At 47.3% G+C, this 17,218-nt stretch carries 10 protein-coding genes; 1 reads left to right on the forward strand and 9 read right to left on the reverse strand.

Translation table 11 applies throughout. The annotated features are described in order from the left end of the window. Nucleotides 1-92 precede the first annotated feature (92 nt). The 4 genes from CRO25_RS09720 to yicI form a co-directional block, all read right to left on the reverse strand. Nucleotides 93-1,394, reverse strand: coding sequence for an MFS transporter (locus tag CRO25_RS09720; RefSeq protein ID WP_079694797.1), 1,302 nt, complete (start codon nucleotides 1,392-1,394; stop codon nucleotides 93-95). Nucleotides 1,395-1,571: 177 nt separating this feature from the next. Then, on the reverse strand, nucleotides 1,572-4,484 hold the full coding sequence (locus CRO25_RS09725; RefSeq protein WP_079694798.1) for a glycoside hydrolase family 3 C-terminal domain-containing protein: 2,913 nt from the start codon (nucleotides 4,482-4,484) through the stop codon (nucleotides 1,572-1,574). A gap of 15 nt (nucleotides 4,485-4,499) precedes the next feature. Then, a complete protein-coding gene (locus tag CRO25_RS09730) occupies nucleotides 4,500-5,507 on the reverse strand; it encodes a phosphotransferase family protein (RefSeq protein WP_079694799.1) in 1,008 nt (335 codons plus the stop codon). 148 nt (nucleotides 5,508-5,655) lie between these two features. Then, the gene (yicI, locus tag CRO25_RS09735) at nucleotides 5,656-7,974 is read right to left on the reverse strand and encodes an alpha-xylosidase (RefSeq protein WP_079694800.1); all 2,319 of its coding nucleotides are present in this window, start codon (nucleotides 7,972-7,974) and stop codon (nucleotides 5,656-5,658) included. Between the two features lie 172 nt (nucleotides 7,975-8,146). Here yicI and CRO25_RS09740 point away from each other — a divergent pair, with 172 nt between their 5' ends. Next, entirely contained in the window at nucleotides 8,147-9,061 is a 915-nt protein-coding gene (locus CRO25_RS09740) for an AraC family transcriptional regulator (protein ID WP_072732347.1), read from the forward strand. Nucleotides 9,062-9,215: 154 nt separating this feature from the next. Here CRO25_RS09740 and CRO25_RS09745 read toward each other — a convergent pair whose 3' ends face one another. The 5 genes from CRO25_RS09745 to CRO25_RS09765 form a co-directional block, all read right to left on the reverse strand. After that, entirely contained in the window at nucleotides 9,216-10,136 is a 921-nt protein-coding gene (locus CRO25_RS09745; protein ID WP_063564718.1) for a hypothetical protein, read from the reverse strand. A gap of 390 nt (nucleotides 10,137-10,526) precedes the next feature. Continuing rightward, nucleotides 10,527-12,383 (reverse strand): adenine deaminase, encoded by a 1,857-nt coding sequence (locus CRO25_RS09750; protein ID WP_079694801.1) that lies wholly within the window; start codon nucleotides 12,381-12,383, stop codon nucleotides 10,527-10,529. Nucleotides 12,384-12,715: 332 nt separating this feature from the next. Further along, a complete protein-coding gene (gene helD, locus CRO25_RS09755) occupies nucleotides 12,716-15,091 on the reverse strand; it encodes an RNA polymerase recycling motor HelD (RefSeq protein ID WP_079694802.1) in 2,376 nt (791 codons plus the stop codon). A 240-nt stretch (nucleotides 15,092-15,331) separates the two neighbouring features. Next, nucleotides 15,332-15,793: a hypothetical protein gene (locus CRO25_RS09760; RefSeq protein ID WP_072732343.1), complete on the reverse strand. Its 462-nt coding sequence runs from the start codon at nucleotides 15,791-15,793 to the stop codon at nucleotides 15,332-15,334. Nucleotides 15,794-15,934: 141 nt separating this feature from the next. Beyond that, on the reverse strand, nucleotides 15,935-17,002 hold the full coding sequence (locus CRO25_RS09765) for an aromatic acid exporter family protein (RefSeq protein WP_063564722.1): 1,068 nt from the start codon (nucleotides 17,000-17,002) through the stop codon (nucleotides 15,935-15,937). Nucleotides 17,003-17,218 lie beyond the last annotated feature (216 nt).

Consider the following 17,218-nt stretch of genomic DNA (forward strand, 5'->3'; position numbering starts at 1 on the left):
TAACTACACTGTTATCCTTCGATTCATTAAAACGCGTTTACTCTGTGAGGAAAGATACATCCCTCAGAGTAAACGCGTTTTTATATTTTAATTCAGAGTGGACTTTTCTTTCTCCGCCCCGGCAGATAACCACTGGGCTGTTTCACTTCATCATAATCACGTTCACGTTGATTTTGACCACTGCCTGATGTGGGCTGATTTCCCTTATCTGGCTTGACTGCCAATAACGTGAGTAGCCCTCCCACCGCCCCCGACGCGGCGAGAATACCAAACAGAAGGAAATGGTGGGAAGAGATCAACAATGACACGACAGGAGGACCGAGAGACACACCGATAAAACGCATGCTGCTGAATAACGCCGTGATGGTGCCGCGTTGTTCCTTGTCCACCCCTTCAGTAACCATAGCATCCAGACATGGCAGTGTAGCGCCTATTCCCGCTCCACCAAGGGTGAACAAACCAACAACTACATAAATGTTGTCAAAAAGCCCGATTACGCCAAGAGATACAGTTAAAACAGCAAGTCCGATAAAACCAAGCCATTTCATCCGTGTCTTGTTCTTTCCTATCCATTTTCCAGCAAAGAAAGACGCCAGACACAAGGCTGCCAGTGGTATAGCAAGTACAAGTCCTTTAAGTACACCCTTTAATTTGAACTCCGATTCCAACGTCTCCGACAGATAAAAGAGCACACCAAAGAGAACAAACATGCAAATACCGCCAATCGCAAAAATCGCATACAGCCAGCGGCCCTTTTCTTTCAGCACACTGCGGATGGAAGCAACAAATTCGGGAAAGCTCTTTGGTTCTTCCTTCCTCTTGGGTGTTTTCACCAGGAAAATAACCAGAACCAATGAAAGCACACAAAGTACCGGAATAGCCATAAAAGGCAAATACCAAATCCATACAGCCAAAGCTGCACCCAAAATCGGACTTAGTACCTTGCCGAAGGTATTCGAGGTTTCAATAATGCCAAGGCTTTTACTTACCTCGTTTTCATCATCGAACATATCACCCACCAATGGAATGACAATCGGGAAAGCCCCTGCTGCTCCTATCCCTTGCAAAAGTCTGCCACCGAGAATACTCCAGTATGCCGCATTTCCATTCAGCATCCAGGCTGCTCCTCCTGCTACCGCGCCTCCTGCGGCTGCAATGATGAGACTGGGGATAATAACGGCTTTCCTGCCGAATCGATCCGACAGATATCCTGCAAGTGGAATGAGCAGGATTGCGACGACCGCATAAACCGTAATTAACATGCTGACCTTGAATGAGGACACTTTCAATTCACGCTCAATCTGCGGAAGGATGGGGATCAGCATAGAGTTACCCAGTGTCATAATAACCGGGATGGAAGCGAGTGCGACGAGGTCCCACTTTTTATCTTTCATACCTCAACCACCTTTACAGAATCAGAAAACAACAACGTTATTGTGGGTTGTTCTGCAGTTGAATATACGGCCTATGTAAAAAAGGTCACTGGGGATGACAGCGCAAAAAGGCTGTCGCACTAAATCCAGTGCCAGGACAGCCTTTTCGCCATGCATTATGAAGATCAACAAATCAACTTATTTCAACACAAATTGCTGAAGGGCTGCACCGCCCCTGAAAACAATGCAGAGCTGGTCAATCTCACGCTCTCCCTTCAGGGAACAGCGAACTGTGCTCCACTGAAGATTCTTCCCGTTGACTGTTCCAGCGGGACCAGGAACGACACAAGTGCCGAGCAGTGGGCCTTCCGGACCTTCCGTCCGAATCTCCAATTCGCCACCCTCTCCGAAGGCTGCCACCCGACCCTCAAACGCACTAGCTTGCCGGAAAACATTGTCGTGGAATGAAATCCAGGAGAAACGACCTTCATGATACAGCGGTTCGCCTGAAGCAATGGCTCGGACGGCTGAACGCCCTTCCAGACACTCATCCAACAGAACGCCTGCATATGCATCGTAATTTTCCGCAAATGTAGGCAGATTCAGCGCGCGTGCAGGAATAGTTTCACCCTCGATGAGAATTTCTGCGGTCTGACGAATATCTGCTGAGGAACGTCCAGCCATGATCGACCAGGCGGCGGATTCAAGACAATATTTGTCTCGAGTTACATCCCAGAAGGCCAGTTTGTGAACAGGAATTTCGAAAGATAGAGTTTCCACGGCGCCAGAAGCAAGATGAATACGTCGGAAAGCGATCAACTGACGTTGTGGTCGCTTCACCCGTGAAGTTTGGGCGTGCCCGTACAGCTGCACCACTTCATCGCTGGCACGTGCCCCTTTGTTCTCGACCTGCACTTCAATCTTCAGCACATCATCTCCAGAAGATCCCTGTGCCCGCTCCACTCGAATCGCCTTATACTCAAATTCCGAATAGGTTAATCCATGACCAAAGGGATACAGGACTGGACCTTCATGATACATATAGGTTGTACCGTTATGAATAATGTCGTAATCCATGATGTCAGGCAGCTGTGATTCATCCTCATACCATGTCATATTCAGTCTACCAGCAGGAGCATAATTACCGAGCAGAACATCCGTAACCGCATTCCCCAATTCTTGGCCTGCATGCGTCAGGTATACGATTGCTGGAGCCACGTCTTTTAACTCTTGCAGTGCAAATGGATAACTGCCAACAATGACAACGACCGTATTCGGGTTCACTTGGCAGACTTCTCTTACCAATCGGGCCTGCTCAGGCGGAAGCAGCAGACTTGGGCGATCGATCTCCTCTTTGCCGTTAATATATGGACTATTACCTACAACAACGATAGAAACGTCACTGTTCTGAGCAGCTTTTTTCGCCTGCTCTATTCCGTTAGCAACAATGTCCAGCTTGAACACAGGAGGTTTCTGCTTCCCTTCTACGGCATCCGGATTACCAGATGAACTCAAGTCCTCGTCTTTTTGTTCCGGCGTTGGGGACAGCACCAGTTGCCCCTGATTTTCATCCAGCCTCAGTGGCAGTCCGTTCCACGTACGCAACGTGCTGGTTCCATCCGCTTGTGAATCAATCTGTACCACTTCCTTGACGAACCAGCCACCAATCTCCGGCGCATTCGCCTGATAGATGCCCTGTTCGGTTAACGAAACATAGCGATTATTTTTCACACTGCGAAGCGTATGACTTCCCCAGCCCCAGTCCTGATGGATGAACTCAGCGGCCTCCGCACTACCTTCCGGCACGGCTACAAGCTTTCCGTCAGCACCGAGCGTGATCACCTTTCCATCGGCTGTCTTCAGGCTGATGCGATCATTCCCATCTGCAAAAGATATTTCAGCTCCAGCAAGCTGCTTGCGTAGTCCTTCCAAAACGGTAACACGATAAGGCAGTGTGCCGCTATACCAATCGGTATAGACCACATCCGCGAGGGGACCGATTACGCTAACCTTCTGCAATCTTTCCGATTGGAGAGGAAGCAGTCCGTCATTTTTGAGTAAAACGATAGACTCGGCTGCTGCTCTATAACTTAATTTGGCATGTTCAGGCGCACACAATACTGATTCCGATATTGAAGCATACGGGTTAAGTCCCGTCTGATCCAGTTGTCCAAGCCGCATCCGCACGCCAAAAATATTACGAATGGCCCGGTCAAGATCCTCGACCTCCAGCAAGTTACGCTCAAGCGCCTCTTCCAAGGCAGATACCACTAAATCAACCTCGTCCGTCAGACAGTCCACACCTGCCTTTATAGCCCCTGCTGCCGATTCCGCATGCGTGGCATGATAACCGTGATAATTGACCGTCTGGGACAAATCTCCCCCGTCACACACGATAAATCCAGGCATAGCCCACTCACCCTTGACCACATTATTCACGTATGGACTTTCAATAGCGGGTGTGCCGTTGATCGAATTGTAGGCTGTCATCATGGACAAGGCCCCACCTTCTACGAAAGGCGTCTCGAATGCTTTTAAATAATATTCACGCAAGTTACGCGGATCGATGCTGGATGAACAATTCAACCGATCCTTCTCATTGTTGTTGGCAAAAAAGTGCTTTAACGTCGCTACCATTTTTAAATAGAAAGAATGATTACCCTGCATGCCCTTCACAAGAGCAGCTGACATTTCACCTGTCAGTACGGGATCTTCACCATAACCTTCTTCCGTTCTGCCCCAACGCGGATCTCGTTCCAGATCGACGGTTGGCGCCCATAAGGTCAAGCCGTGACGCTCGGGTGCACGATGGTGGTATGCTCTAGCTTCATCTCCGATGACGGAACCAATTTCGCGCATGAGCTTGGTATTCCAGGTGCTCGACAGACCGAGTGGCTGCGGGAAAACGGTAGCTTCACCTATCCAGGCAACCCCGTGAGCCGCTTCGCCTCCCACATTGTAACCGGGTATTCCCAATCGGGGTACTGCGGCTTCGCGTGTAGGAATTAATCGGATTTTCTCCTCCGTTGTCAGACGCGCAATCAAGTCATTCAATCGTTCTTCCAAAGATAATGCTGCGTCCCACATCGGATATTGCATATACTCTTTCATACTAAACCCTCCTACTTATTCGTTAAGTTTGAGTCTCTTCCATTCTTTCAATAGATCCAGTGTACGCTCACGATACTTCTGTCCTGCCTCCGGCTGATCCACCTGATGTTCATGCACATATGCGTTAAAGTAAGAGGAAAGTATGCGATAGGCAAGAAGGCGTGCCTGTCCCTCATCGGACATATCCTGTGGCCGGCCATAACCTTCATGAAAACCAGCTGATGATTCTGTCGATAAAATCGCCTCAAACGCCCTGTCCGCAAACATGGAACGATCCCCATCAATGATGGCGGCTATGTTTAGCTGCCCGTTCTCCTCATGAACAAGCACGTTGGCTTCCCATAGATCGTTATGAACAAGAACCGGAACAATTACCTGATCAAACAAATCCTTGTTTGTTATGAACATATCTGCGATTTCTTCTCCTACACCTGGCATATACCCGGCTTGTGAAGCTTTGAGTGCCGTCTCTTCTGCAAAAGAGTGTAGCACCTCGGACCAATGATCCGAGCCTTTAATCGTCCCATCCCCTTGCGGCCAGCCAAACGATGCACCCTCAATCTGATGCATGACAGCGGTATAAGCGCCGAGCTGATGATATAATTGCTCTTTATCTGACTCCGAAATCGATGGATGATCCAATTGCTTACTGGGTATAAACTCCATAAACATGTAGGTTCTCGGAATGATCAATCCGCTGTCATCACAGGCAATAATGTTTGGAGCAGGAATGCCTGCCTTACGGTAATATTCATAAACGACAGTTTCAGCAGACATCATTGTCCGTTCAAATGAAAATAACGGATCGCCAGAAGATCCCAGCGGCAGCTCTGGAGCCAAACGTAATATCACATCCGTGTACGACGCATGTTCAAGCTGAATTCGATACGTTGTATTAAAAAGTCCACCCTGCAACAGTGCAAAACTCTTCACAATGGTAGCGGTTCCAAAAGTATTCTCAACCAACTGATGCAGCATCTCTGCTGTAATGGTTTGGTGTAAACCTGATTTCGTTGTACTCATTTGATATAATCCCCTATCTTTATCTGTCGCTAGCAACTAAATGATACTACCATTTCTTTGTTAGAACCATACTTCCATGGCACGACAGTAGACAGTAGACAAACAGACGGCACCTTGCGGTACCGTCCTTCTGTTCATCCAATAAACATTACAGTTGAATTGTAAGCGAGCTAGCACCTGCTGCTGCCGTAACGACAACACCATTTGCACCAGACATTTGGGAACCACCCTCTACGCCGGATACACTCTCAATGCCACGCAGCACGAGATTCCATGGTTTGCCTGCACCTTCAGCACGAACTTCCAGAACAGAACCGTTACGTGATACGTTAACAACCAGCTCCTGCTCAGCACTTTGGTTTACAACCACCGCTTGAGCGGAGTTGCTGTCAGCCAGTTCGAACAAGTGAAGGGACACATTGTCCGCAAAGTCATAATCCGGTTTGCTATCCACAGCACCAACAGCAATTAGGCTGTTTGGCTTAACCATCATTGGCAGTGTTTTGAAGTCATGGTTTTCGCTAATCCAACGTCCACCTTCAACTTTGGCACCTGTCAGATAGTTGGTCCATGTACCTTCAGGCAGGTAATAACGAACATCACCCTCCTTGTTGAAGATTGGAGCCACCAGGATCGAATCACCAAACATGTATTGTGTATCCAGGCTGTATGTTGTTGGATCCTCTGGGAAATCAAGCAGCATAGCGCGCATCATCGGAATACCTTTCACAGTCGACTCGACCGCAGAATTGTAAAGATACGGCATCAGGCTGATTTTGAGTTTGGTGAAGTCACGAACAACGTCCACGGATTCCTCGTCAAACAGCCAAGGCACACGATACGAAGTGCTTCCGTGTAGGCGGCTGTGAGAAGATAAAAGTCCGAATTGTACCCAGCGTTTGTATACGTCAGGGGTCGCTGTACTTTCAAAGCCGCTAATATCATGGCTCCAGAACCCGAAACCGGAAAGTCCAAGTGAGAGGCCGCCTCGAAGTGATTCAGCCATGGATTCATAAGTAGAAGAGCAATCTCCGCCCCAGTGAACCGGGAACTGTTGACCACCTGCCGTTGCAGAGCGTGCAAACAGGGCAGCTTCGTTTTTGCCAATCTTATCTTCCAGCAATTCAAATACAGCTTTGTTATAGAGCTGTGTATAATAGTTGTGCATTTTAACCGGATCAGAGCCATCGAAGTACACGACATCTGTCGGAATTCTTTCACCGAAGTCTGTTTTGAATGAATCAACACCTTGATCAAGCAGGACTTCCAGCTTGCTCTTATACCAATTAACAGCATCTGGGTTCGTGAAATCAACCAGTGCCATACCTGCTTGCCACAAATCCCATTGCCATACGCTGCCATCCGCTGTTTTTACCAGATAACCGTTCTCCATACCTTCATCGAACAAGTAGGATTTTTCTGCAATGTATGGATTGATCCACGCGCAGATTTTGAGTCCTTTTTCTTTCAGACGTGCAAGCATACCTTCCGGATCTGGGAACATCGCTTCATCCCATACGAAATCAGACCATTGGTATTCCTTCATCCAGAAGCAGTCAAAATGGAATACAGAAAGCGGAAGATCACGTTCAGCCATGCCATCTACGAAATGGTTAACCGTTGCTTCATCATAATCCGTTGTGAATGATGTTGTCAGCCACAGACCAAACGTCCATGCCGGTGGAAGCGCTGGTTTACCTGTTAATTTCGTATAATTATCAAGTACATCCTTTGGATTGTCCCCACCGATAATGAAGTATTCCAAAGTCTCGCCTTCTACGCTGAACTGCACTTTAGATACATTCTCAGATGCAATCTCATACGATACGCGTTCAGGATGGTTTACAAATACGCCATATCCTTTGTTGGACAAGTAGAAAGGAATATTCTTATATGACTGCTCACTGCTTGTACCGCCGTCCTCATTCCAAGTGTCCACCACTTGGCCATTCTTAACAAACGGCGTAAAGCGCTCACCGAGTCCGTAAACGTATTCACCAATGCCGAGATCAAGCTGCTCGCGGAAGTACGCTTCCTTACTTGGACCAGTAATATAACCAGCCGCTCTTTGACCGCTACCTGTAATCCGTTTTCCTCCATACAGGAAGCTGACGTCCCAACCGTTCGTTTTGTCGATTTGAACTTCCAGATTGCCGCTTTTCAAAACAGCGCCTTGTTCATTTTTCGAGATGTCTACTTTCACATCTTGATGGTTAAGCTCAAATTCAGGCCCTTTTTTCACTCTGCCCTTATGGTGATTCAAGGTTACGCGAATAACGTTAGGCATAGGGGAGCTGTATGTTGCTTTAAGTAATGTACCGTTCAACGTGTCGCCTTTGGTACGAATATATTTAGTAGCCGCATGTACGGTTAAAGAATCCTCTTTTTGCACAATATCACGAATGTCAGTCGGGTTTTGAACGTGGTACCCTTCACGAGTCATCCAGAATCCATCAGTAAATTTCATGTTTTCTTTCCCCCTTCGGTTATACTATAATAATATTGACATTAATAACGAATTTCTTCTCATATTTTGACCAAATATATCACGATTCTGATATTCCTTATCCGATTCTTTATAAACACCACCAATCTATGGGAACGTTTACATTAATAATGATGCAAAAGGAGATTCACATATGGAACGTGAACGATTACGGGAAGACCGGATTCACGGCAATGCCATGTATCCAGTCAGTGTGTACCCGGATATTCAACAATTGAATGGCGACAGCATTCTCGATTGCCATTGGCATGACGAGATGGAGTTCACCATGGTGACTCAGGGCAGTGCTGTTTTTCAAATTGATATGAATACGGTAGAGGTTCAGGCGGGAGAAGCCATCTTTATTAATCGGGGGGAAATTCACGCAGGCTACCTTAAAGGCGATGTCCCCTGTGTTTTTTCATCCATTGTATTTAATCCGGAGCTGTTAGGCAGTCGGACGTTTGATGCCGTACAGGAGAAGTTCATTGGCCCGCTAGTGCACAAAACAGTTCTTCCCCCTTACCATATCCAAACCGATGAAGCGTGGGGGCAAGAAATCATTTTTCATTTGAAACGAATTTTCGCCGATCATGCCACTGGCACACCAACCTGCGAGATGACAACCAAAGCTTACCTCTATTTAATATTTGCACAAATGTTTGAACATATGAGACCTGCTGCACTCAAAGGGACCGTTCCGTCAGGCAGCCACGATAAAGTGGAGCGCCTGAAATCAGTGCTAAGCTATATTCACAATCGTTACCCTGAACCACTCAAGTTAAAAGAACTGGCAGATGAGGCCAACATGAGCGAAGGACATTTTTGCCGCTTTTTCAAACAGATGGTGCAGAAAAGTCCGGTCGACTATATCAACTATTATCGCATCCAGCAGGCCTGTGTTCAGCTTGAGAATACCGATCACAAAATTGTGGATATTGCCATGGACGTTGGGTTCGAGCATTTGAGCTACTTCATTACAACATTCAAGAAACACAAGAATATTACCCCGTCCCAATATCGCAAAATGTTTTATGAGAAAGTGGCGATGGAACCTGCACTGGTCTAAGCTTAAACTCCTATCCGGTGCGGTACTCAGCACATTGAATTGACGATTGTTCAATGCTCTCCACTTATATTTCAGATAGAAGATGCAAAGAAGGTGCTACAACCTGTTCGGTCGTAAGCACCTTCTTTATCATTCTGATGAATGGAATTCCATTTTACTTTTTCAAAGTCTCCCATGAGCTGTACTCATGCACAGAGAATCCGTTAAAGGACGAGTGCACACTTGCCATTTTCTCTACCAGCTTAAGCTGTGCCTCCATATACGCTGTACCCTCTTCATAAAAGGTAATAAAATCGCCTTCCTTGCTTTGCTTGGTCTCCACGGCGATCGATACCGTTTTACCCAAAAGTGACGCTTCCTCAAGCTCATCCTTCGCTACATTATAGATGGCCGCAGCGGTATCCCGGTAAGCCATAATGGTAATCGAGTCAAACTTGCGGATCATCCAGCTGCTTACATTCATCGTGGAACCCGGAATTTTATAACCATCCAGCCAGAAAGGCAGGTCAGCGGCAACAGGCATCTTCATCCGTGCGGCCCGATCGACAATGTATTGAACGTTCCCCTGCCACTGCGTAATCACACTGGCTTGATTGGTTTTCCACTCTGGATGTACATGAGGTTCAATGTCCAAATGGATGCCGGCAAACTTCTCATTGGGCTCTACTTGATTTTGATACGCTTCAACCCAGTCCAGAAAATCTGCAATTTGATCCCGGCTCTCCGTCAGTCCCCAAGCAGGTCTTCCATCCATAACGTCTACGGCAATATTTTTCTCTCTGGCCTTACGAATAAAATCCGTATAGTACGGAAGCTTTACATCCCGATTCATTTGTAGGTAGATCGTATTGATTTTGTTCGTTGTGGCAAACTTCAGCACTAGCTGAGGGTTACTTTGAATCTGCGTCGTGTCCCATACCCAGGTTGCTCTTACGGTTCCCTGTACCGTTCCATGGATGGTTTCATAACTGTCGACTGAGCCAAGTGCAGTGGCCTTGCAAACATAAGTATTCCCTACAAACAGCATGAAACAACTGATTAACAAGATGAATTGGTATCTTCTTTTGCTTTTCATATTTGTACACTCCCTTTGATGTTATGCAGCTCTATCGTGCAAATCTCGATGAAATTCTGTCGTTTTATATTCATTCATTGGATACGATTTCGATGTACGACTATTTACATTGCTTTTATATGCAACATCATCTCTTAGACTCACGACGAAAGAATCATATAACATTATTTCGGGTATTCACACTTCTGTATTTATAGTTCTAAAGTCTCATTTATGAAAAGATTTTTAATTTAAGCCTAATTCCACCCCAACATGGGTCATTTTTTGCATATGTACAACAGACGACTCAAGACCTAGTAGGCGTTTTCCTGTGAAAATAAAAAAAGGCCGCCCAAAGGCGACCTACACTTCTCTTCCCATTTCAAGGAAGAATGGACACGCTATTATTCATTAATTACCAGCTGGAGCAGCCGGTGTATTCTCCACCATCTCATCAAACAGGGATACCAGCTCAATGCCTTCTGCCGAAATGCGTACGAGTCCTTTATCAGACAAGCGCAATTCCGGAATAACAACAAGTGCCAGCAGAGATAGCGTCATAAACGCATTATTTAACGTACAGCCCGCAGACTGTAACGCTTCACTGACAGCCGCAGATTGAGCTGCTACCACTTCAAAAGATTCCGTGGACATCAAGCCTGCAATGCGCAGCGGGAATTCAGTCACACCAGAGGCAGTCACGACAGCTACGCCGCCCTGCATTCCAATGACCCGGTTGCCCGCTTCAGCCATCAATGCGTCATCATTCCCGATAATGAGCAGATTGTGGCTGTCATGCGCAACGGTCATCGCAATGGCCGCAGGACCTGTGAAGCCTATGCCCCCAACAAGAGCAACGGCGCGATTGCCCGTTTGTTTGTGACGCTCCAGCACTGCAATTTTGCAGATTTCACCTGATGTTGAAACGACGACATTGCCATGTTCCACCGTGACATTAACATGCTTCTCCTTGGTATCCACATGATTCTCCGTCACATGAATGACTTTCGCTCCAATCGTACCTTCGGTAATCGGCGCAGACAGCTCCATATCCTTCGGCTGGATGTTGGCTTCCAGTTTCACGGTGTTCAGCGCCTCTTCCGGATATGTGAAGCTGTCCCAGACCGCTGTCATTTTTCCGTTCTCTGCCACGATATGCCCTGCGGCAATCGTCATGCCTACACGGACATCAGCCAAGCGTCCATCCAGCAAAATAATGTCGGCGATATTCCCCGGAATAACCGCACCAATATCGCGTGCTACACCGAAACGTTCAGCCGTATTAATCGTTGCCATCTGGAAAGCGGTAACCGGCTTCACCCCTTGAGAAATGGCCAAACGCACAACAAAGTCCATATGGCCTTCTTTGAGCAGCGATTCTGAACTTCGGTCATCAGTCACCAGCATCATGCGACGTGTATCCAGGCCAAGCTCTGTGCAGGCTTTGATCGTTTCCGCAACGTCATGCCAAGCAGAGCCCTGACGCATTTTGGCGTACATACCAAGCCGCAGGCGTTCCACCACATCTTCCTTCGTAACACATTCATGATCCCCCGTAACGCCGCTTGCTGCGTAGGCTGGCAGACGCCAGTCATCCGCTGCCCAGGTGAAGTGACCATCTGCCACCTTGCCCGCTCGGAGCGTCGCCTGAATCTCACCGATCATCGTCTCGTCCCCGTACACGACCCCAGGGAAGTTCATCACTTCTCCGAGACCAATCATATCCGGACCCCAGGAGAGAGCTTCCGCCACTTCTTCCGGTCCAATATAAGCGCCTGTTGTCTCCAGTCCAGGATGTGTGGAAGGAACACAGGAAGCCACCTGCATATAAGCAGCCATTGGCGTCGTCCGTGCTTCATCCAGCATCAATCGCAGACCTTTGAGTCCAAGCACATTGGAGATCTCATGCGGGTCAAAGAACCCTCCCGTTGTACCGGAAGGTAGAACAGCTCTCGCAAACTCCGTTACTTTCATTTGTGTACTTTCAATGTGACAGTGCCCATCCAGCAATCCGGGAGCAATGTATTTGCCTTCAGCCTCAATGATGCGTGTATTCTCTCCAATGGTATGGCTTACATCTTTACCAACATATGCAATCCGGGCTCCCTGTACCGCTACAGACATGCCCGGCAAAATTTCACCCGAAACCACATTAACCAGCGTTCCGCCCCTAATGACCAAGGTAGCAGGCAAGTCTCCCCGTGCTGTTGCCACCAGATCCGGTACGCAATCCGCCATTAATGGGCGTTCAAAAGATGGTGTGTTCATGTTGCTGCCTCCTTCATTAAATAAACGATCCAAAAAAAATAGATTGTTACGATTATATGAGTCTCGCCGTCATGTGTAAAGAAAATTCACACCTATTGTACATGAACACAAAGGATGGATCATTTTTTATCCATGAAACCTAATCCGCCTGATCTCATATCAGAAGAGATGAAATATACTATGTCCAATTATGTCCAGTGATCTACTCCATACTTCTCACACCAAAGACCATCCCCATGGAGCTTCTTATTCCCCACATCGTATTCCGCAATACACAGAAAGACTCCCGTCCCATCGAACGGAAGCCTTCTTCATGAACCTGAAAGACGAAGTCAATCGGCCTGAGCCGCAGACACCTTGCCCATATCATACAATTCCTCGGACTGGGACGTAATGAATGGGCTCGGTTTACCCATGCAATAGACATGCAGTAAATGCATTGCACGGGTACATGCCGTATAGAACAGCTTACGTTCATGTTCCTGCGCATATTGCGATGCAGATCCGTCATAGATCAGAACGGCATCAAACTCCACACCTTTGGCCAGATACGCCGGGATGACATGCACACCCCGTTCAAAGGCAAGTGTTGTTTTCTTGATCAGCTTCGGTGCCGCAGGCAGTACTTTGCTTAACGCCTCATGAATGTCCTTGCTCTCTTCCGCGGTTTTGCAGATGACCGCAACCGATTCATACCCTTCCTGAATCAGATGCTTGAGATCGGCTGTAATAACATCCAGATGCTCCTGTTCATTGGAAGAAACGATCACTTTCGGCTTCTCCCCGCCTCGGTTAAATGGAACGATCTCTTCTCCACCGGGAACCATGCCGCGTGTAAACTCCACGATCTCCTGTGTTGAACGATAACTTCTCGTCAGCTCGATCACTTCCGTATTTTCCGGTCCATACAGGTTAGTCAGCGGTCCCGTACCACTCAATACCGAAGAGTGTGCATAGATAGCTTGATTAAAATCTCCAAGTGCGGTGATTTTCGATCTCGGGAACAATCTTTTCATAAAGGCCAGCTGGAAGGCAGAGTAATCCTGCGCCTCGTCTATGATCACATGGCGGATATTGGAGTTAATATGGAAACCAAGCAGCAACTCACGCAGATACAAATAAGGTGTGATATCCTCATAGGCCAGCTCCTGTACTTTCAGTCTGCGAAGTGTCATCTCACTAATCTCTTCCCAATGTGAAGGCAGTTCTTCCTCTCCCAACAGGCGAACCATCTGGGCCCGGTCGTTGAATAAGTGCGCGTACAGTTGACGGACATCGACAAAACGTAGCGATTTGATCCATTTGCGTAAAGGCTTGAGCCGATCACTGACCACCATCCGGGCAAGGATCTCCCGTTCCTGCTGGAAATCATCGAACGTGTCCGACTTCCCTTTTTGCTTTCGCTTGAGGCGCTGATAGGCCCGTTGCAGATCTTCCGGCTCCATCAGATCCATTTGTTGATCTACCCAAGGGGCTTCCAATTCACCTTTGCCAAAGGCCGATAACTCTTTCAGCATCCAGTCCCGCAGGATTTCCAATCGATTCACCAGTTTGACGGATGGCTCGAAGCTATAGAATTTCTCCGCCATGGCCTCAGCTGTAACCACAGCCCGTCCCTGGAAACGAACCGGCTTGAACTTCATGCCTTCCGACATCATGCTGTCCTTATAACGTGTTATTACCTTCAGGAAAGATTCGGATGACTTGAATCGAATGCCGGACATGCGTGCTTCATACTGAGGATCTTCTGTTCCGGTCAGTACATATTCAAGCTGAATGAATGGGTCTTCCAGCTGATATTCACGACCCAGACGGCGTTCCAGATACTCCTGGAAGGTCGTTTGCAGCATATTTTCCTCCCCAAGCTCAGGTAGTACGGTAGAAACATAACTGTTGAACATTGGGTTTGGCGAAAAAAGGACCATCTGATCCGCTTGCAGATGCTCGCGGTATTTATAGAGAAGATACGCCACACGCTGGAGTGCAGCGGATGTTTTACCACTGCCAGCAGCTCCCTGAACGATCAGCATGCGAGTCCGGTCATTACGGATAATCCGATTCTGCTCCTTCTGGATGGTCGCCACAATGCTTTTCATCTGTGCATCCGAGGTTCGACTGAGAACGGCCTGTAACAGTTCGTCCCCAATCGTAACTCCGGTGTCGAACATAAAACGGATACGTCCGTCCCGAATAACAAACTGCCGCTTCATCTCAATATCGCCACGGATCTCACCACTCGGTGTATGATACGTGACCGGACCTGGCGCACCATCGTAATACAGGTTCGATATGGGTGCACGCCAGTCATAGACAAGAAAGGATTCCTCCTTCTCATCCAGCAATGATGCGATCCCTAGATAGATTCGCTCTGCATTTGGATAGCCACTTTCCTTAAAATCAATGCGTCCAAAATACGGTGAATGATGCAGCCGTTTCATTTTGTCTAGCGCTGCTGCCGTATTCAGATGACTGCGCTCCCGATCCGATAGAACCTGTGATTGCTGCCTCATACTGGTGGAGGTCTCACCCACGTCATCCGCTTCGCTGAAGTTCATGGTGACTTCGTCCCAGAAATCTTTTCTCATCCCCACAACTTCGTCCCTGAAGGAACCTACCTCTTTTTCTAGGATGTCGATTTTCCGATCGATCTGTTCTGTTACAATGTTGACCCGCTGTTGCTCCTCGCTCCATTGCTGGTCTGTACTCATATATTAATACGCCCCTCTTTCCCCGGATTGTGTCCTCAAAAGCCCATTTGACAAGCCCGAAAAGGCTATGGTATAATTAATTAGAAAGTAAACATTTTTATTTTATGTTAATTAGTTCTAATTTTCTGAAAACCATTTTTTATTGTACCAGTGACAACGTCCCGATGCAAGCGGAGGCGTTTTTTGTTGTCTTCATTCTATTATTACCCTCAAATTGGTTGAATATAGAACGCTCCTATACTATTGTCGTAATTCTTCAATGGTCTCTCTCCAGCGTGTGATGGCCCCAGACTCATCTTTTAACTGAAATGTTATCCCTGAAGTAATCTCCGCATAAGGTGCATGATCTACACGAACGTTTAACACCTTAGCCTCGAAACGATCTCTCGGATGCACAGCTTCCATGAGTTGTGGCAGTGAAGTCACATCTAGACGAATAGATAACAAGCATTTCTGATGAACAGCAATCAAGGTAGCCTTGCCTGTTCGACTCATATTCATACTTGTCTGTGTTCCCGGCCATAAAGCCAGTCTCAGCAGGTTGGGCGTGACGGCAATAACTTCCCCCATACTGATCATCGCCTGATGTGGCCAGCCATCTTCGGACACCGTCAGTAATTGCATCGCTTCGTGCTGCTTCTGCTCCAGATCCTGTCCATTGAACCACTGCGTCCATTTAGGGTCAAGCTGTGTTAAATTCATACGTATCTACCTCGGTTCGATTGAGTTGGTTGCGCAAGGTTTGCGCTATGTATGACAAAACAACCCGGACACGCTGTCCGGGCTGGTTGTGGTTCCATTGTATATGATGAAACCACATCACCGCAAACTGTACTACCATGTTTACGGCCATTTAAGCCAATTCAGAATTTTATCCTGTGACTCCTTGTCTTCACTGGCACTATGCACATGTTCGGCAAGCCGGTTCAATCGTTCTAGCTGATAGCCATAGTCATAGATCGCGGCAGCTACGATGGACAGTCTCAGCATCCCTTCCTGATCAATATCAAACTGGGAAATGGCCTGCTCCATGAAGCGATCATTATCCAAAATGAACTGTGCCGCCTCTTCCCCGTTCGGTTTCAGCTTATCCTCGAATTTGAGCAGCGCATGTTCATGGAATTTGATAACAAGCTCCAGATGTGTATCAAAGAACTGATCCATTTCCGGTGTTCGCGATGCCTGGAAATAATGGCGTTCTACCGAATCCAGCACATCGAATCCTTTTTGCAGACTCAGCAGCATCTGTTTGTATACGACCATCTGCCGGGTCTCGCTGAATGTGGAACGTTTCATCTTCTTCTGTTCTTCTTCAAACAAATTATATTTATCTGACAAAGATTTAATGGAACCGCCCAGATTATTTTTCTCATCCCGGAACACCACTTCCTTAATCTCATCCGAGATCGATGTCCGCAGCAGCAGTGACATGCCACTGAACACACTCTGAATCTGTTTCACGAACTGAATCTTCGGCTTGGGTGGAAATACGGTAATATTAATAAGAAAAGCAGATACAATGCCGACAAGTGTCAGCAGGAAACGGTTCAATGCAAAATGCCAGTCACCCGACGCTTCCATAATTGATACAACGGTTACCAGCGTCAGGCCAACCGTTTCGCCCATATTCAATTTAAGACAAATCATAATAACCAGCACAATAATTAACCCGACGGCGATGGGCTCATTGGACAGCACCATGCCTCCCAGCAGAGCCACAATTGCCCCAAGTGTGGTGGTCTGCAGCTGATCCAGGAAATACTTCCAGGAACGATAAATGGATGGCTGCATCGCAAAGATGGCCGCAATTGCGGCGGGAACGGGAGATTGCGGGTTCAGGAACATGCTGCTAAGGTACAGGGCCAGCGTGACCGCAATCCCTGTCTTAAGTACACGTGCACCAAATGACATGGTGACCCCTCCTCTTTTTCGAAACTGATTTCATTCGTTGGATGATCATTATCATTATTACCCCATATTTCTTTTTTTGCCCGAATCAATTCAGGAGAACGATTTATTGTATCATGGAAGCCTTTGGGTTACCATGCCCTGTATCCTGTTGATGAGTTAAATTCCATTCCCTACTACTTCTATGTACACAAAACAATACCCCACACTCCAATCTCG

This window comes from Paenibacillus sp. RU5M, from assembly GCF_900221055.1.
GTDB lineage: Bacteria > Bacillota > Bacilli > Paenibacillales > Paenibacillaceae > Paenibacillus > Paenibacillus marchantiae.